This window comes from Curtobacterium poinsettiae (assembly GCF_025677645.1).
Taxonomy (GTDB): domain Bacteria; phylum Actinomycetota; class Actinomycetes; order Actinomycetales; family Microbacteriaceae; genus Curtobacterium; species Curtobacterium poinsettiae_A.
Window position 1 is genome coordinate 1,863,529 of the sequence record NZ_CP106879.1, and the last position, 17,100, is coordinate 1,880,628.

The 17,100-nt window shown below is 67.3% G+C and carries 12 protein-coding genes and 3 rRNA genes; 13 read left to right on the forward strand and 2 right to left on the reverse strand.

Features of this window, described 5'->3' with window-relative positions; all coding sequences use genetic code 11:
* Positions 1 to 15: 15 nt before the first annotated feature.
* From OE229_RS09050 to OE229_RS09065, 4 genes are read left to right on the forward strand one after another with little or no spacing between them, the layout of a single operon-like run.
* Positions 16 to 501, forward strand: coding sequence for a ribose-5-phosphate isomerase (locus OE229_RS09050; RefSeq protein WP_182066927.1), 486 nt, complete (start codon positions 16 to 18; stop codon positions 499 to 501).
* On the forward strand, positions 501 to 1,316 hold the full coding sequence (locus tag OE229_RS09055) for a triose-phosphate isomerase family protein (RefSeq protein WP_262137535.1): 816 nt from the start codon (positions 501 to 503) through the stop codon (positions 1,314 to 1,316). The genes OE229_RS09050 and OE229_RS09055 overlap by 1 nt, the downstream gene beginning before the upstream one ends.
* Positions 1,313 to 2,158, forward strand: a complete 846-nt coding sequence (locus tag OE229_RS09060) for a sugar phosphate isomerase/epimerase family protein (protein ID WP_262137537.1) — start codon at positions 1,313 to 1,315, stop codon at positions 2,156 to 2,158. The genes OE229_RS09055 and OE229_RS09060 overlap by 4 nt, the downstream gene beginning before the upstream one ends.
* The gene (locus OE229_RS09065) at positions 2,155 to 3,072 is read left to right on the forward strand and encodes a phosphogluconate dehydrogenase C-terminal domain-containing protein (protein WP_262137540.1); all 918 of its coding nucleotides are present in this window, start codon (positions 2,155 to 2,157) and stop codon (positions 3,070 to 3,072) included. The genes OE229_RS09060 and OE229_RS09065 overlap by 4 nt, the downstream gene beginning before the upstream one ends.
* Positions 3,073 to 3,104: 32 nt before the next feature.
* Here the strand turns inward: OE229_RS09065 and OE229_RS09070 are convergent, their stop codons facing one another.
* Positions 3,105 to 4,700, reverse strand: coding sequence for a serine/threonine-protein kinase (locus OE229_RS09070; RefSeq protein WP_262137542.1), 1,596 nt, complete (start codon positions 4,698 to 4,700; stop codon positions 3,105 to 3,107).
* 80 nt (positions 4,701 to 4,780) lie between these two features.
* Between OE229_RS09070 and OE229_RS09075 the strand changes: the two genes are divergently transcribed.
* The 3 genes from OE229_RS09075 to OE229_RS09085 all read left to right on the forward strand — a co-directional run bounded on the left by OE229_RS09075 (position 4,781) and on the right by OE229_RS09085 (position 6,443).
* Positions 4,781 to 5,542 carry an SDR family NAD(P)-dependent oxidoreductase gene (locus OE229_RS09075; protein ID WP_262137543.1) on the forward strand — a complete coding sequence of 254 codons (762 nt, stop codon included), beginning with the start codon at positions 4,781 to 4,783 and terminating at the stop codon, positions 5,540 to 5,542.
* A 108-nt stretch (positions 5,543 to 5,650) separates the two neighbouring features.
* A complete protein-coding gene (locus tag OE229_RS09080) occupies positions 5,651 to 5,845 on the forward strand; it encodes a hypothetical protein (RefSeq protein ID WP_262137545.1) in 195 nt (64 codons plus the stop codon).
* Between the two features lie 85 nt (positions 5,846 to 5,930).
* The gene (locus tag OE229_RS09085) at positions 5,931 to 6,443 is read left to right on the forward strand and encodes a hypothetical protein (protein ID WP_262137546.1); all 513 of its coding nucleotides are present in this window, start codon (positions 5,931 to 5,933) and stop codon (positions 6,441 to 6,443) included.
* 9 nt (positions 6,444 to 6,452) lie between these two features.
* Here OE229_RS09085 and pdxR read toward each other — a convergent pair whose 3' ends face one another.
* Entirely contained in the window at positions 6,453 to 7,916 is a 1,464-nt protein-coding gene (gene pdxR, locus OE229_RS09090) for a MocR-like pyridoxine biosynthesis transcription factor PdxR (protein WP_209135693.1), read from the reverse strand.
* A gap of 21 nt (positions 7,917 to 7,937) precedes the next feature.
* Between pdxR and OE229_RS09095 the strand changes: the two genes are divergently transcribed.
* The 6 genes from OE229_RS09095 to rrf all read left to right on the forward strand — a co-directional run bounded on the left by OE229_RS09095 (position 7,938) and on the right by rrf (position 17,069).
* Complete coding sequence (locus OE229_RS09095) at positions 7,938 to 8,687, forward strand: pyridoxamine 5'-phosphate oxidase family protein (protein ID WP_262137550.1); 750 nt, start codon at positions 7,938 to 7,940, stop codon at positions 8,685 to 8,687.
* Positions 8,688 to 8,869: 182 nt separating this feature from the next.
* A complete protein-coding gene (locus tag OE229_RS09100; RefSeq protein ID WP_263344366.1) occupies positions 8,870 to 9,823 on the forward strand; it encodes a C40 family peptidase in 954 nt (317 codons plus the stop codon).
* A 92-nt stretch (positions 9,824 to 9,915) separates the two neighbouring features.
* Positions 9,916 to 11,148, forward strand: coding sequence for a dual-specificity RNA methyltransferase RlmN (gene rlmN / locus OE229_RS09105; protein ID WP_182066918.1), 1,233 nt, complete (start codon positions 9,916 to 9,918; stop codon positions 11,146 to 11,148).
* Positions 11,149 to 11,717: 569 nt separating this feature from the next.
* Positions 11,718 to 13,239 (forward strand): 16S ribosomal RNA (locus OE229_RS09110).
* Between the two features lie 431 nt (positions 13,240 to 13,670).
* Positions 13,671 to 16,798 (forward strand): 23S ribosomal RNA (locus OE229_RS09115).
* Positions 16,799 to 16,952: 154 nt separating this feature from the next.
* Positions 16,953 to 17,069: ribosomal RNA gene (rrf, locus tag OE229_RS09120) — 5S ribosomal RNA — on the forward strand.
* Together the 16S, 23S and 5S rRNA genes form the textbook arrangement of a ribosomal RNA operon.
* Positions 17,070 to 17,100: the final 31 nt, after the last annotated feature.

Here is a 17,100-nt window from a genome sequence, read left to right on the forward strand (position 1 = left end):
GAAAGGCACACCCGCATGAGTGAGCAGCAGTTCCGCATCGTCGTCGGTTCGGACGACGCCGGCTTCGACTACAAAGAGGCCATCAAGGCCGACCTGGCGAAGGACCCCCGCGTGGCCTCCGTCGTCGACGTGGGCGTGGACGCCGACGGACACACCGCCTACCCGCACGTCGCCGTCGACGCCGCCCGTCTGGTGGCCAACGGCGAGGCCGACCGCGCGATCCTGATCTGCGGCACCGGCCTCGGCGTCGCGATCGCGGCGAACAAGGTCCCCGGCATCCGCGCCGTGACCGCGCACGACTCGTTCTCGGTGGAGCGTTCGATCCTGTCGAACGACGCCCAGGTGCTCTGCATGGGCCAGCGCGTCGTCGGGGTCGAGGTCGCGCGCCGGATGGCGAAGGAGTGGCTCGGCTACACCTTCGACCGGACGAGCGCGAGCGCCGAGAAGGTCGACGCGATCTGTGCCTACGACGGCTCCGCCCCGGTCGGGACCGACGCCTGATGCCCGCGACCACGGCGGCCGCCCCGCTGACGATCGGGGTGTCGCTCAAGATGTACTTCTCGCACGCCCGGACGCTCGAGTGGGCGGCCGCCGTGGCCGACATCGCCCGGAGCCACCCGGCGGTGCGATCCGGCGCGGCCGAGCTCTTCGTGGTGCCGACGTTCCCCGCGCTCGTCCCGGTGCGTGCAGTGATCGGGGACGCCCCCGTGACGCTCGGCGCGCAGGACCTGGCGTGGGCGGACAGCGGCGCGTTCACCGGCGAGGTCTCCGGCGCCGAACTCCGTGAGATCGGGGTCGACCTCGTCGAGATCGCACACGCCGAGCGACGCTCCCTGTTCCACGAGACGGACGACGAGATCGCCGGCAAGGTGCACGCGGCGTACCGCAACCACCTGCGGCCCCTGATCTGCATCGGCGAGACCGAGCGCGCCGCCGACGGCGACCCCGCGGCCGCGATCGCCGAGGTCACCGCGCAGCTCGACCGCTTCACCGCCACGGCGACCGCCGACGGCATCGCCGGACCGCTCACCGCCGCGTACGAGCCGGTGTGGGCGATCGGCGCCCCGCAGCCCGCGCCCGACGAGCACATCGTCGCGGTCCTCGCCGGCATCGAGCAGCACCTGGCGACCCGGCCGGAGCTCGCCGGCTCCGTCGCGATCTACGGCGGCAGTGCCGGTCCGGGCCTGCTGACCCGCGGGGCCGGACGCATCGGCGGCCTGTTCCTCGGCCGCTTCGCCCACGACCCCGAGGCGATCCGCACGATCCTCGACGAAGCCGATGCGCTGGCCGCGACGCAGGACGGAGCACCGGCGTGACCTCCCTGCTCGGCCTCTCCACCTACGCCTACTCCTGGCGCATGTCCGACGGCGTCCCGTCGCCGATGTCCCTCGACGACGCCCTGCGCGACGCCGCGACCCACGACGGCGTCGACCTGTTCCAGATCTGCGATCACCTGCCGCTCGACACCGCGACCGACGAGCGCCTGGCCTCGATCCGGTCCCTGGCCGCCGACCTCGGTCTCACGCTCGAGGTCGGCACCCGCGGCACCCGGCCGGAGCACCTCGCCCGGTACCTGCACGTCGCGCAGCAGCTCGGCGCCACGCTCGTGCGGAGCATGTGGACGAGCGGCGACGACCAGCCCGACGCGGCCGAGACCGAACGACGCCTGCGGCAGGCGCTCCCCGCCTACGAGCGTGCGGGCGTGACCCTCGCGCTGGAGACCTACGAGGTCGTCCCCACCGCCGACCTCGTCGCCGTCGTCCAGGCGATCGGCTCCGACAGCCTCGGCATCTGCCTCGACCCGTCGAACACCGTCGCCCGGCTCGAACACCCGCGGGACGTCGTGGCGATGACCGCCCCGCACGTCGTCAACTGGCACGTCAAGGACTCCGCCTTCACGCGCTCCCCGGGCTGGGTCGGGTTCCAGTACACCGGCGTCCCGATCGGCACCGGGGTCGTCGACCACGACGCCGTCCGCGCCGCGCTCGAACCAGACACCCGGGGGATCAACCGCGTCATCGAGTTCTGGCTGCCGTGGCAGGACGAGCACGCGGGCGCCGAACCGCTGCCGGGGGAGACACCCGCACAGACCACCACCCGCATCGAAGCGGCGTGGACCGAACACACCATCGAGTACATCAGGAGCAAGGAATCATGACCGATACCGTCACCACCCCCCACACCGTCGCTGCCGGATCCGGCACGGCCGACGTCACCGTCGCCGTGATCGGTGCCGGCGGCAAGATGGGCACCCGCGTCTCGAACAACTTCGCGAAGAGCGAGTACACCACCCTCTACAGCGAGGCCTCGCCCGCCGGCCAGGAGCGCATCCAGGCCCTCGGTCGTGAGCTCACCGACAGCCTCGACGCCGCGAAGGCCGCCGACGTCGTCATCCTCGCCGTCCCGGACGTCCTGCTCGGCAGCATCTCGGAGCAGCTCGTCCCCGTGATGAAGCCCGGTGCGTCGATCCTGACGCTCGACCCGGCGGCCGCCTACGCCGGTCTGCTGGCGAAGCGCGAGGACATCCACTACGCCGTGGCGCACCCGTGCCACCCGTCGGTGTTCCTCGAGCGCACCACCAAGGCCGAGTGGGACGACACCTTCGGTGGCATCGCCGCCCCGCAGGAGGTCATCGCGGCCTTCGACGCCTCGGAGTCGCTCGGCGACGGGGGCGACCGCGCCAAGGCCGTCGCCGAGGCCGTCATCACCACGATGTACGCCCCCGTCATCCAGGTGCACTGGGTCACGGTGAAGCAGCTGGCCGTGCTCGAGCCGACCCTGGTCGAGACGATCGCCTGCATGATCGGCGACTTCCTCAACGATGCTCTCGAGGAGACCGTCACCGGTGTCGGCGTGCCCCGCGGGGCCGCCCGCGCCATGCTCTACGGCCACACCTGGATCGCGCTGACGAACGGCCTGCGCGGCTCGAACCCGTTCTCCGACGCCTGCCACATCGCGATGGGCTACGGCCGCGAGAAGCTCATCAAGGAGGACTGGAAGCAGGTCTTCGACGACAGCGAGCTCGACTCGGTCATCGCGAAGATGCTCAAGATCGACGCCGTCCGCCGCTGAGCCGCACCGTCACCGACCGCCGCGCCGACCCGTCAGCGCGCCCGGACCGGAACGCCCCGCCGACCCCCTTCCGGCGGGGCGTTCCCCGTACCGTCGGCGGCCACGAACCCGCGCGGCCCCCACGCCTCGGCCAGCGTGATCGAGGCCACGCCGGGCACCGTCAGCGCCCGCACCGCGTCGGCGAACCACCGCTCGGCGGTCGGGGTGTGCTGCGCCGGGTCGGTCGCGTCCGGAACGCTCTCCGGCCCGTACCCGCGCTCGACGGTCGCGTCCGCCACGTCCCGGTTCGTCGCCGTCGCCACCGCGTTGAACCGTGGCCGCAGCGTCACCGGGCCGACGTGCAGCGCCCTGCCGGCGGCCAGCCTGGAGGCGCTGGTCACCACCCAGCGCTGCATCCGGATCGACTCGGTCACCTGTTCGGGCGACCGGTCGTGCATCTGCGGCGTCACACTGCAGGTCAGGGGGCCGTCCCAGCCCGAGAACACCGCGATCGACCGGTTCAGCTCGGTGAAGTGGGCCCGGGTACCGGCGACGACCTCCAGCGCGCCGACCGCTGCCACCGCTTCGCGCAGTGCCCGCTGCAGCGCCGGCGTCGTCACGTGCGACACCGGGTCGAACGCCCCGACGCGGGCCACCGGCCCGCCCTCGAGCACCGCGTCGATCGCCGCGCGCAGCAGCACCGGGTCGTCGGTGGCGAACCGGACGTCCAGGGGAGCGCCACCCGCGTCCCGCCGGGCCGACGCGAGCACCGCCCCGACGTCCGGGGCCCCGAGGGTCGGCTCGACCAGGATCGGGAACCCGCGGAGCAGGTCGGCGTCGTCCGGGCGCGCAGCGACCGGTGCCGAACCCGCGAGGAGCTGGAGCGTCGGCGGCGGCGTGACCACGGCACCGGGAGCCGGCCCGTCGAGCGCCGCCAGGTCCGGGGCGGGGGAGGCCGCGCCTCCCGACCGGGTGCCCGGGCCACCTGCGGGACCGACCGCCGTCGCTCGGAGGGTGAGCCCCTGCCGGACCGTCGTCCCCGGCGCGATCGCGACCGGGAACGGCTCGGCGAGCGGCGTCGAGTACGTCTTGAACGAGGCGTCGGTCCAGTTCCGCTGGTCCTCGGTCTCGAACAGGTCGCCGGTCAGGTCGAGCGCCAGTGCGACCGGACCCGCAGCCCAGTCGAGACCGGCGACGTCGACGGCCGGCTGGTGCGGCGCGATCCAGAACGGGAACGCCGTCGCGGTGCTGCCACCGGACGGATGCCGCACCGTCAGCGGCTGCCCGGCCAGGGTCGGCGGGTGCAGGACGACGAGCCCGATGCGGTTGCGGCGGAAGGCCCGTGTGGCCGTCCCGACCGCGGCGACCCGCAGGGTGTCGTCGTCGAGCGTGGCCTCGAGGACGGTGCGGACGACCTCGACGCCGTCGTACCGTGCGCTGGACTCGATGCGGATGCGCCCGCCCGCACCGTCCACCGTGCGTGTCAGCACGGTGTCGTCGGCGGTGCGCCAGTCGTGGTCGCGGACGACGTACCGGACGGCGCGCAGGACGAGCGTGCCCCGGAACGTGACGTCGGCGAGTTCGGCTCCGCGCAGGGCCAGGCGCCAGGGCCCGACCGACACGACCTCGTCGTTCGACGTCGCAGTCATGGTGCATGCCTAGCACCGGTCAACCGGTTGGGCAATGATGGGGGTGACGGAGCAGCGCTGCCCCGAGGACGGAGTCCCACATGACCGCACGACTCGACGGCCGGACCGCACTCGTCACGGGAGCGGGGTCCGGCATCGGCCGCGCGATCGCCGACCGCTTCGTGGCCGAGGGGGCCACCGTCGTCTACGCCGACCGTGACGCCGACGCGGCCGCCGGTGCTGCTTCCGCAGCCGGCCCGACCGCGACCGGCCTGACGATGGACATCGCCGACGAGGCGAGCGTGGCCGCAGGGTTCGCCGGACTGGCCGAGCGTGGCACGAGCCCCGACGTGGTGGTCGCGAACGCCGGTGTGCAGCTGTTCGGCCACGACACGAAGGTCGCCGACCTGTCGCTCGAGACCTGGGACCGCACGGTCGCGGTCAACCTCACCGGCACGTTCCTGACGATCAAGCACGCCGTCCGGGCGATGCTCGCGAGCGGCGCCGGCGGGTCGGTCATCGCCACGGGGTCGCCGACCGGCCTGAACGGCGAGGGCGCCGACTTCGCGGCGTACTCCTCGACCAAGGGCGGCATCCACGCACTCGTCCGGGCGACTGCGATGGCCTACGCGCGGGACGGCATCCGGGTCAACACGGTCGTACCGGGCTACACCGAGACCGGCCTCGTGTCGGCGATCTCCGGTGACCCCGAGGCCCGAGCCGCGATCGTGGCCCGCACGCCCCTCGGACGCCCGGGCACCCCCGACGACGTCACCGGGATCATGGTCTACCTGGCCAGCGCGGAGTCGTCCTACGCCACCGGAGCGGAGTTCCGCGTCGACGGCGGCATGACGAGCCTCTGACCCGTCTCGGAGGCCCGGTGCGCCCCGCCGGACCTCCCACGCCCGACCTTTGGCCGCGGAACGCAGCACGTGGTTCCGCGGCTCCCGGCACGCGTACCGTCCGTCGCGATGACCGATTCGCCCACCACCAGTGCCCCGTCGAACTACGAGTCCGCCGACGGTGTGGCCCCCCTGCACGTCACCACCTACCGCCAGGTCCGCAAGGCCGCCCGCCGCGGACACGCACTGCCCGGCGACGCCGGAGAGCCCTCGCTCGCCGACCTCGTGAACGCCCGGAAGAACGGCACCGCCGAGTCCCGCTGACGCAAGCTCACGATCTGGTCTCGACCAGGTCTCGATCGGGACACGACCACGCGGACGGCACGACGGCGCTGCCACGATGTCGTCCATGGTCTCCTTCCGGTCCGCACTGCCCCTCCTTGTCGTGAGCGCGGTCCTCGTGTCCGGCTCGCTCGCCGGTTGCTCGGCCGACGCCGACGCAGACGCAGCGGCGCGGCCGACGTCGAGCCCGAAGCCGGCCTCGGAGGCCCGGCCCGCGGGCGGCGCGACCGACCCGATGGAGGAGGACCGGAGTGCTGCGGCGATCTGCGGCCAGATCAGTGCGCTGTCGACGATCTCGCTGAACGCGACGGTCGGCCGCAGCCAGGGCGAGCTCTCCGAGGCGCAGTACCAGGCGCTGATCGCTGCGGAACGGTTCGGCTACGAGCACCTGTCGAGCAGCGACGACGAGCTCGACGACGCGATCGACTACGCGCACGAGTACCTCGACGCGCACCCCGCACCGCAGTCCGGGCCAGCGCTCGAGATGAATCCCGAATGGGAACTCGTCGGGCGGACCCTGAACACCGCGTGCCAGCGGGCCGGGTCGAACGTCGTGAGCACCGCCCAGTACGGCGGCTGACGGCCCTGGTCAGGTTGCCGTGACCGCCGTCACCAGTGCGTCGAGCGCGCGGTCGAGCTCCGGCAGCGTCACGGCGCCGTAGCCGAACACGATGCCCGGCGGCGTGCTGCCGGGTGCGAGCCCGTACTCCTCGAGCGTCGCGACGAGCACCCCGGCGTCCGCCAGCAGACGTGCGATCTGCGCCCCGGTGGCCGGACCCGACCACGTGACCACCGCGTGCAGCCCGCCGTTCAGGGCACGGGCCTCCAGGCCAGCGACGTCGCCGAGCCGAGCCGCGATCCGGGCCCGGCGGTGCGTGTAGTCGCGGCGCACGCGACCGAGGTGCCGCCGTAGCGCACCCGTCCGCAGCAGGTGCACGAGCGCGGCCTGCACCGGTTCGGCGACGACCGCGCCACGAGCCCGACGGGCGGCGAGCACCGCGTCCGTCAGCGGGGAGCCAGCCGCTGCGCCGGCAGCAGCGGGCAGCACGAGGGAGGCGCACCGCAGTCGGGGGTCGAGCGTCTTCGAGAAGCCGCCGACGTGCAGCACCGAGCCCTCGACATCGAGTGCGGCCAGCGCGGGTACGGGAGCGCCGCGGTGCCGGAACTCGGAGTCGTAGTCGTCCTCGACCACCACGGTGCCGGTGTCCGCGGCCCAGGCGAGCAGTCGCCGGCGCCGGGCGACGGGCATCACCGACCCGAGCGGGTACTGGTGCGTCGGGCTGACCAGGACGGCGTCGACCGGTCCGGCCGCCTCGAGTGCGTCGAGGTCGAGGCCGTCCTCGCCGACCGGGACGCCCACCAGCGACCCGCCCGCGCTCGTGACCGCCCGGTGTCCGGTGCGGTAGCCGGGGTCCTCGACGGCGACGACGGGGGCGCGACCCAGCAGCCCCCGCAGCGCCTCGGTGACGAGCGACAACGCCTCCGAGGTCCCCGCGGTCACGAGCACCCGGTCGACCGTCGCCGTGAACCCGCGGGCCAGGCCGAGCTGGGCGACGACCTGTGCCCGCAGGTCGGGGGAGCCGAGCGGGTCCGCGATCGCGTTCCGGAGCGGTGCCGAGGCCGCTGCGCGCCAGGCTGCCCGCCAGTCCCGTTGCCGGATGGCGGTGACGGCGGGGATCCCTGGACGGCAGTCGATCAGCGGAGCGGACGGCGGAGCGGCCGCGACGCCGACCGCGCCGGAGCCGGAATCGGCGGTGTCCGTGCCGACGGCCGGCGGCGCACCCGTGGTTCGACCGTGCAGGTCCGCCGCGACCCGTGCGACGGCACCGTGCCGTGTCCGCAGGTACCCCTCGCCGTCGAGCTGCTCGTACGCCGCGACGACGGTGCCCCGGGCCACCCCGAGCTCCGCCGCCAGCGCCCGCGTCGACGGCAGCGGATCGCCCTCGCGCAGGGTGCCGTCGTGCACCATCCCGCGCACCCGTGCGGCCACACTCGACACCTTGCTCGACTGGTCCACCGCGATCGCCCCGATCTGGTCCAAGCACCGGACCACTGGTGACCCTAGCGTGACGACATGCCCACCTCGTGCTCCGAACCAGGACCGCCCACCGACGGTCCCTCGCTCCGCGTCCGCCGCCTGCGCGATCGCCAGTCCGACGACCCCGCCGTCCTGCACGCGATCCTCGCCGAGGCGCACGTCGCCCACGTCGGCATCGTCCGCGGTGGCCACCCGGTCGTGCTGCCCTTCCTCTGCGCCGTCGGGGACCTCGGCGGCGGCCCCGTCCTGCTGCTGCACGGCTCGACCGGTGGTGGGCTGTTCCTCGACGCCGGCGCCGCGGGCGTCCCGGTCGCCGCCACCGTCACCCACCTGGACGGCCTGGTCTTCGCACGCTCGACCAACGACAGCTCGGCGAACTACCGCAGCGCGATGATCGCCGGGCGCGCGACCGTGGTGCCGACCGACCTCCGCGCCGAAGCGCTCTGGCAGGTGGCCGACCACCTCATGCCGGGCCGCCGAGCCGAGGTGCGCGAGATGACCGCGAAGGAGGTCCGCGCCACCCAGGTCCTCCAGCTGCCCCTCGACCACGCGAGCGTCAAGGTCCGAGCCCACGGGGTGGGCGAGGACCCGGCCGACGGTGAGGACCACGCCGTCTGGGCGGGCGTGCTGCCACTCGCGGTCCGCGCCGGGGTCCCGATCCCGGGGGACATCTCGGAGGACAGCCCGGTGGACGCGTCGGTCGTCGCCCTGTCGGCCCGCCTCGACCGCCTGGCGGCCGACCGGGAGGCCCGGATCGCCGCCGTCATGCGGGTCACGCCGGTCTGAACCCGGGGCCACCGCCGCGGGCCGGCTCCAGAACGCCCGTGCGCACCGTCGGAGCCGCCTGCGAGCGGAGCTCGTTCCTGTGACCAGCCGCAGGAACACTCCGGCGCTGCCCAGCCGCGAGCGCCGCCGTGACCAATACGTTACTTTCCGGACCGCTGAGTGGTCCCGACCCGGAAGGACCCATGGGACGCCACACCCTGCCTGCAGCAGCCGACGACCGTCAGCCCGTGCGATCGCACACGCACCCCGCGGTCGACCCCGCGTTGCTGACGCCCGATACGCAGCAGTCCCGTCCCCGTGGTCGCCGCTCGGCCCTCGGCCCTGCGGCCGCCCGCTCCACCTTCGTCGAGCACCCGAAGCCGGCCCGGACCGTGCGGATGCAGCCGCGGCCCGCCCCCGTCGCGTCGTCGGCCGGTAGCGCGGTGCTGAGCCGGACCGCCACCCTGCGGGCCGAGCGCGCCGTCGACCCGCGGCACGTCCGCCGTTCCGCGAACGCGAAGCGGGCCGCGATCCTGCTCGCCCCCGCGATCGCGGTGACCTCGAGCCTGACGCTCGCTCTGCCCGCGAACGCCGACACCCTGCCCACCGACACCCGCTCGGGCACGACCACCGCGCAGGACGCCCAGACCTTCACGGTGGCGCACGACGTCCAGGTCCCCGTGGTCTCCACCGACGGCATGACCACCACGACGACGATCGTGTCCTACCCGACGCTCGACCTCCGCTTCGGGGTGACGATTGCGCAGGCACAGTCCGCGTTGTCCGCCGCGCTCTCGGCCGGTGGCGACCGGGCCACGATCGTGCAGACCGCCCTGCAGTACATGGGGGACCCGTACGTCGAGGGCGGCGCGAGCCACGAGGGCATCGACTGCTCCGGGCTCACGATGGTCGCCTACCAGGCGGTGGGGATCCAGCTCGTGCACTACGTGCCGACGCAGGACGCCGTCGCCACCACGATCCCCGAGTCCGAGGCACTGCCGGGGGACCTCGTCGTGTACGACGACGAGGACCACGTCGGCCTGTACCTCGGCCAGGGCCTCGTGCTGCAGGCACCGCACCCGGGTGAGGTCGTCGACATCGTCCCGATGTACTCGGCGGCGCACCACTTCGCGCGCGTCCTGCCCGCCGGGAGCTGACCGACCACCCGAGGCGCTGCCGTGGTGGGGACCAGCAGGACCACCCGGACGGGGCGTCCCCACCGATCACGGGCCTCCCGTATCCTGGAGTGATGGCTTCCGACACCCGCACCCCGTTCGAACAGCAGCAGTCTGCTCGTCCGCAGGTGCGCCCGCGCACCGAGGGCTGGAAGCAGGCCACCGACACCGACGGTCGCCCGCTCCTGCAGTTCGCGTCCCCGAAGCGTGGCAAGCCGCCCGTGCACCTGGCCGACCTGACAGCCGAGGAACGCGAGGCCCGCGTGAAGGAACTCGGCCTGCCCGGGTTCCGCGCCAAGCAGCTCGCGACCCACTACTTCCAGCACTACACGTCCGACCCGGCCAAGATGACCGACCTCCCCGCCGCCCAGCGGGAACAGCTCGTCGCCGGGATGCTGCCGCCGCTCCTCACCGAGACCCGGCGGCTGGCGACGGACAACGGCGACACGATCAAGTTCCTCTGGAAGCTGCACGACGGCGCCCTGGTCGAGTCGGTCCTCATGCGCTACCCGGGTCGCATCACCCTGTGCGTCTCGTCCCAGGCCGGGTGCGGCATGAACTGCCCGTTCTGCGCCACCGGCCAGGCGGGGCTGACGCGCAACATGTCCACCGCCGAGATCATCGAGCAGATCGTCCGGGCCAACGCCGCGATCGCCGCCGGTGAGCTCGGGGGCGATCCCCGCAAGGGCGGACAGGACCGCGTCGACGCCGAGCGCGTGACGAACATCGTGTTCATGGGCATGGGGGAGCCGCTCGCGAACTACAAGCGGGTGATGGACGCCGTGCGGTTGATGGTCGCACCGCAGCCGATGGGCCTCGGGATGAGCGCGCGCGGGATCACCGTGTCGACCGTCGGCCTCGTGCCGGCGATCAAGAAGCTGGCGGACGAGAACATCCCGCTCACCTTCGCGCTGTCCCTGCACGCTCCCGACGACGAGCTCCGCGACGAGCTCATCCCGGTGAACTCACGCTGGAAGGCCGACGAGGCGATCGACGCCGCCCACGAGTACTACGTGAAGACGGGCCGTCGTGTCTCGATCGAGTACGCGCTCATCAAGGACATGAACGACCACGCCTGGCGTGCGGACCTGCTCGCCGAGAAGCTCAACAAGCGCGGCAAGGGGTGGGTGCACGTCAACCCGATCCCGCTCAACCCGACGCCGGGCTCCGTGTGGACCTCGTCCGAGGTGCACGTGCAGGACGAGTTCGTCCGCCGACTCAACGCCGCCGGCATCCCGACGACCCTGCGCGACACCCGCGGCAAGGAGATCGACGGGGCGTGCGGGCAGTTGGCAGCGGCTGAGTAGGTCGGTCCGGTCCGGTTCGTTCGTTCGTTCGGGAGGCACGGTGCGGGTTCGCACCGTGCCTTCCGTCGTTCCCGGGGTCGCGCCCACCACGTCGATCCCAGGAAACCCGAGGGACACGTGCCGTTCACCCGGCGGCGACACGCCCGGGAGGGACGACGGTTGGCAGGGCCCCCGGGGCGTGTGTAAAGTAATCACTCGTTGCCGCTGAGGCGGAGAACGGAACGGCCGAGACGGTCACAGGGTGCAAGCCCTGGATGCGCAGTCCGGACGGGGTCCCGCTCAGGCAACATCCCCCCGAAGAAGTCGAAGTGATTCGACGTGTCTGACGGTGGAACAAGACGAATGCCTCTCTGGCGGAACCTGTGATGGGTCGAGCGGGGAGTGCGACTGGTCCTTGAGAACTCAACAGCGTGCACATTGTCAATGCCAATTTATTGATTGACCTCGTGCCTGGTCGGTTTGTCCGGCTGGGTCATGAAGCAATTCCTTTTGGATTGAAGATTGTCAGTAGACAGTCAACAGTCAGAATCAACTCGGTCTGATGCCTTCGGGTGTTGGGTCTGTATTTTTTTACGGAGAGTTTGATCCTGGCTCAGGACGAACGCTGGCGGCGTGCTTAACACATGCAAGTCGAACGATGATGCCCAGCTTGCTGGGTGGATTAGTGGCGAACGGGTGAGTAACACGTGAGTAACCTGCCCCTGACTCTGGGATAAGCGTTGGAAACGACGTCTAATACTGGATATGATCACTGGCCGCATGGTCTGGTGGTGGAAAGATTTTTTGGTTGGGGATGGACTCGCGGCCTATCAGCTTGTTGGTGAGGTAATGGCTCACCAAGGCGACGACGGGTAGCCGGCCTGAGAGGGTGACCGGCCACACTGGGACTGAGACACGGCCCAGACTCCTACGGGAGGCAGCAGTGGGGAATATTGCACAATGGGCGAAAGCCTGATGCAGCAACGCCGCGTGAGGGATGACGGCCTTCGGGTTGTAAACCTCTTTTAGTAGGGAAGAAGCGAAAGTGACGGTACCTGCAGAAAAAGCACCGGCTAACTACGTGCCAGCAGCCGCGGTAATACGTAGGGTGCAAGCGTTGTCCGGAATTATTGGGCGTAAAGAGCTCGTAGGCGGTTTGTCGCGTCTGCTGTGAAATCCCGAGGCTCAACCTCGGGCTTGCAGTGGGTACGGGCAGACTAGAGTGCGGTAGGGGAGATTGGAATTCCTGGTGTAGCGGTGGAATGCGCAGATATCAGGAGGAACACCGATGGCGAAGGCAGATCTCTGGGCCGTAACTGACGCTGAGGAGCGAAAGCATGGGGAGCGAACAGGATTAGATACCCTGGTAGTCCATGCCGTAAACGTTGGGCGCTAGATGTAGGGACCTTTCCACGGTTTCTGTGTCGTAGCTAACGCATTAAGCGCCCCGCCTGGGGAGTACGGCCGCAAGGCTAAAACTCAAAGGAATTGACGGGGGCCCGCACAAGCGGCGGAGCATGCGGATTAATTCGATGCAACGCGAAGAACCTTACCAAGGCTTGACATACACCGGAAACGGCCAGAGATGGTCGCCCCCTTGTGGTCGGTGTACAGGTGGTGCATGGTTGTCGTCAGCTCGTGTCGTGAGATGTTGGGTTAAGTCCCGCAACGAGCGCAACCCTCGTTCTATGTTGCCAGCGGGTTATGCCGGGGACTCATAGGAGACTGCCGGGGTCAACTCGGAGGAAGGTGGGGATGACGTCAAATCATCATGCCCCTTATGTCTTGGGCTTCACGCATGCTACAATGGCCGGTACAAAGGGCTGCGATACCGTAAGGTGGAGCGAATCCCAAAAAGCCGGTCTCAGTTCGGATTGAGGTCTGCAACTCGACCTCATGAAGTCGGAGTCGCTAGTAATCGCAGATCAGCAACGCTGCGGTGAATACGTTCCCGGGCCTTGTACACACCGCCCGTCAAGTCATGAAAGTCGGTAACACCCGAAGCCGGTGGCCTAACCCTTGTGGAAGGAGCCGTCGAAGGTGGGATCGGTGATTAGGACTAAGTCGTAACAAGGTAGCCGTACCGGAAGGTGCGGCTGGATCACCTCCTTTCTAAGGAGCATCTGGTCAGTGCTGGTCGCCCTTCATGGGTGGTTGGTTGCTGATCCAGGCGCCTGGTTCGGACCGAACGTGTCCGACGGGTAGCTCATGGGTGGAACATTGACAGTGCAGTTGGGAGTGATGCTTCCGACCTCAGTACGCTCTGCTTGCAGAGTTGGGACGGGTCGAGGGTGGAGCTGCTGGCTGGTGCACGTTGTTGGGTCCTGAGGGACCAGGCTTCCTGCTGCCGCGTGAGTGGTGGTGGGGGTTGGGCCTACGGGTCCTTCGTCGGGCCAGGGTGAACCTACCTTTCTGGTGGGGGAGTGCTGGTGCCGATCGTATGTTGAGAACTACACAGTGGACGCGAGCATCTTTGATTCGCGTCATCCATGATCAGCCTTCGGGTTGGTGTGGTGACGTTGGATCGCAATTTTAATCTTTGTGGTCAAGTTTCTAAGAGCAAACGGTGGATGCCTTGGCATCTGGAGCCGATGAAGGACGTAGAAATCTGCGATAAGCCTCGGGGAGCTGATAATCGAGCCTCGATCCGAGGATTTCCGAATGGGGAAACCCCGCCAGGCGTTTTGCGACCTGGTGACTCCCGCCTGAATATATAGGGCGGGTAGAGGGAACGTGGGGAAGTGAAACATCTCAGTACCCACAGGAAGAGAAAACAACATGTGATTCCGTGAGTAGTGGCGAGCGAAAGCGGATGAGGCTAAACCGATCATGTGTGATAGCCGGCGGGCGTTGCATGGTCGGGGTTGTGGGACACGTCACTCAGTTCTGCCGGTCTGGGGCGGTTACAGCGCATCATAGTCGAACCGGTTTGAAAGCCGGGCCGTAGTGGGTGCCAGCCCCGTAGACGAAATGGTGTTATGGCCGGATGTGTATCCCAAGTAGCACGGGGCCCGAGAAATCCCGTGTGAATCTGTCAGGACCACCTGATAAGCCTAAATACTCCCAGATGACCGATAGCGGACAAGTACCGTGAGGGAAAGGTGAAAAGTACCCCGGGAGGGGAGTGAAATAGTACCTGAAACCGTTTGCTTACAAACCGTCGGAGCCTCCTTAGTAGGGGTGACGGCGTGCCTTTTGAAGAATGAGCCTGCGAGTTAGTGATATGTGGCGAGGTTAACCCGTGAGGGGCAGCCGTAGCGAAAGCGAGTCTGAATAGGGCGTTTGAGTCGCATGTTCTAGACCCGAAGCGAAGTGATCTATCCATGGCCAGGTTGAAGCGACGGTAAGACGTCGTGGAGGACCGAACCCACTTCAGTTGAAAATGGAGGGGATGAGCTGTGGATAGGGGTGAAAGGCCAATCAAACTTCGTGATAGCTGGTTCTCTCCGAAATGCATTTAGGTGCAGCGTTGCGTGTTTCTCGCCGGAGGTAGAGCTACTGGATGGCCGATGGGCCTCAACAGGTTACTGACGTCAGCCAAACTCCGAATGCCGGTGAGTGAGAGCGCAGCAGTGAGACGGTGGGGGATAAGCTTCATCGTCGAGAGGGAAACAACCCAGACTACCAACTAAGGTCCCTAAGCGTGTGCTAAGTGGGAAAGGATGTGGAGTTGCACAGACAACCAGGAGGTTGGCTTAGAAGCAGCCACCCTTGAAAGAGTGCGTAATAGCTCACTGGTCAAGTGATTCCGCGCCGACAATGTAACGGGGCTCAAGCACACCACCGAAGTTGTAGATTTCGCACTATAGACAAGCCTTCGTGGTTCAGTCGTGCGGAGTGGTAGGAGAGCGTCGTGTGGCGAGTGAAGCGGCGGAGTGATCCAGCCGTGGACGCTACACGAGTGAGAATGCAGGCATGAGTAGCGAAAGACGGGTGAGAAACCCGTCCTCCGAAAGACCAAGGGTTCCAGGGCCAGGTTAATCCGCCCTGGGTAAGTCGGGACCTAAGGCGAGGCCGACAGGCGTAGTCGATGGACAACGGGTTGATATTCCCGTACCGGCGAACAACCGCCCAAGCTAATCCAGTGGTGCTAAGAGTCCTAACCCGGTACAACCGGATCCCTTCGGGGTGATGGTGGCCGGTCTAACGCTCGACCCCATGCTGGTGCGGTTAGCGTATGAACAGGTGTGACGCAGGAAGGTAGCTGAGCCAGGCGATGGTATCCGTAAGGTGAACCTGGTGTAAGGATGTAGGGCTGACGATAGGCAAATCCGTCGTCTGTACGCCTGAGATCCGACGCGTACCCGTAAGGGGAAATCAGTGATCCTATGCTGCCGAGAAAAGCATCGACGCGAGGTTGCAGCCGCCCGTACCCGAAACCGACTCAGGTGGTCAGGTAGAGAATACCAAGGAGATCGAGAGAATCGTGGTTAAGGAACTCGGCAAAATGCCCCCGTAACTTCGGGAGAAGGGGGGCCGGACGCGTGACCGGATGTACTCCGTGAGCGTTGAAGGCCGCAGAGACCAGTGGGAAGCGACTGTTTACTAAAAACACAGGTCCGTGCGAAGTCGCAAGACGATGTATACGGACTGACGCCTGCCCGGTGCTGGAAGGTTAAGAGGAAGGGTTAGCCTTTGGGCGAAGCTCTGAATTTAAGCCCCAGTAAACGGCGGTGGTAACTATAACCATCCTAAGGTAGCGAAATTCCTTGTCGGGTAAGTTCCGACCTGCACGAATGGCGTAACGACTTCCCAGCTGTCTCAACCGCGAACTCGGCGAAATTGCACTACGAGTAAAGATGCTCGTTACGCGCAGCAGGACGGAAAGACCCCGTGACCTTTACTACAGTTTGGTATTGGTGTTCGGAGTGGCTTGTGTAGGATAGGTGGGAGACTGTGAAGCGGGCACGCTAGTGTTCGTGGAGTCATTGTTGAAATACCACTCTGGTCACTTTGGATGTCTAACGTAGGACCCTGATCGGGTTCATGGACAGTGCCTGATGGGTAGTTTAACTGGGGCGGTTGCCTCCCAAAGAGTAACGGAGGCGCCCAAAGGTTCCCTCAACCTGGTTGGCAATCAGGTGGCGAGTGTAAGTGCACAAGGGAGCTTGACTGTGAGACTGACAGGTCGAGCAGGGACGAAAGTCGGGACTAGTGATCCGGCAGTGGCTTGTGGAAGCGCTGTCGCTCAACGGATAAAAGGTACCTCGGGGATAACAGGCTGATCTTGCCCAAGAGTCCATATCGACGGCATGGTTTGGCACCTCGATGTCGGCTCGTCGCATCCTGGGGCTGGAGTAGGTCCCAAGGGTTGGGCTGTTCGCCCATTAAAGCGGTACGCGAGCTGGGTTTAGAACGTCGTGAGACAGTTCGGTCCCTATCCGCTGCGCGCGTTGGAAATTTGAGAAGATCTATCCCTAGTACGAGAGGACCGGGATGGACGAACCTCTGGTGTGTCAGTTGTTCTGCCAAGGGCACCGCTGATTAGCTACGTTCGGACCGGATAACCGCTGAAAGCATCTAAGCGGGAAGCCGTCTTCGAGATGAGATTTCCATGCACCTTGAGTGTGAGAGGCTCCCAGCAGACTACTGGGTTGATAGGCCGGATGTGGAAGCGGGGACTAACGACCCGTGGAGCTGACCGGTACTAATAAGCCGAAGACTTGATAACACACTGATTTCCGTGCACGTGTTGCACGGGCTCGCGTCCACTTTGTGGTTCCCGACAGACGATCGGGAATCGAAACTGAATACACCGCTCTGTCTTCCACACGGGAGACAGCAGTCGGGACAGCTTTGAGACCAAGATCCATGGTCGAGAGTGTTCCGGTGGTCATAGCGAGAGGGAAACGCCCGGTCACATTCCGAACCCGGAAGCTAAGCCTCTCAGCGCCGATGGTACTGCAAGGGGGACCTTGTGGGAGAGTAGGACGCCGCCGGACTTAACGTGAAGAACCAGGGAACCCCTGACCA

What these genes read in the sequence shown, in the direction of transcription:
- OE229_RS09050 (WP_182066927.1), top strand. Translation starts at nt 16, where the DNA reads ATGAGTGAGCAGCAGTTCCGCATCGTCGTCGGTTCGGACGACGCCGGC.
- OE229_RS09055 (WP_262137535.1), top strand. Translation starts at nt 501, where the DNA reads ATGCCCGCGACCACGGCGGCCGCCCCGCTGACGATCGGGGTGTCGCTC.
- OE229_RS09065 (WP_262137540.1), top strand. Translation starts at nt 2,155, where the DNA reads ATGACCGATACCGTCACCACCCCCCACACCGTCGCTGCCGGATCCGGC.
- OE229_RS09070 (WP_262137542.1), bottom strand. Translation starts at nt 4,700, where the DNA reads ATGACTGCGACGTCGAACGACGAGGTCGTGTCGGTCGGGCCCTGGCGC.
- OE229_RS09075 (WP_262137543.1), top strand. Translation starts at nt 4,781, where the DNA reads ATGACCGCACGACTCGACGGCCGGACCGCACTCGTCACGGGAGCGGGG.
- OE229_RS09080 (WP_262137545.1), top strand. Translation starts at nt 5,651, where the DNA reads ATGACCGATTCGCCCACCACCAGTGCCCCGTCGAACTACGAGTCCGCC.
- OE229_RS09085 (WP_262137546.1), top strand. Translation starts at nt 5,931, where the DNA reads ATGGTCTCCTTCCGGTCCGCACTGCCCCTCCTTGTCGTGAGCGCGGTC.
- OE229_RS09095 (WP_262137550.1), top strand. Translation starts at nt 7,938, where the DNA reads ATGCCCACCTCGTGCTCCGAACCAGGACCGCCCACCGACGGTCCCTCG.
- OE229_RS09100 (WP_263344366.1), top strand. Translation starts at nt 8,870, where the DNA reads ATGGGACGCCACACCCTGCCTGCAGCAGCCGACGACCGTCAGCCCGTG.
- rlmN (WP_182066918.1), top strand. Translation starts at nt 9,916, where the DNA reads ATGGCTTCCGACACCCGCACCCCGTTCGAACAGCAGCAGTCTGCTCGT.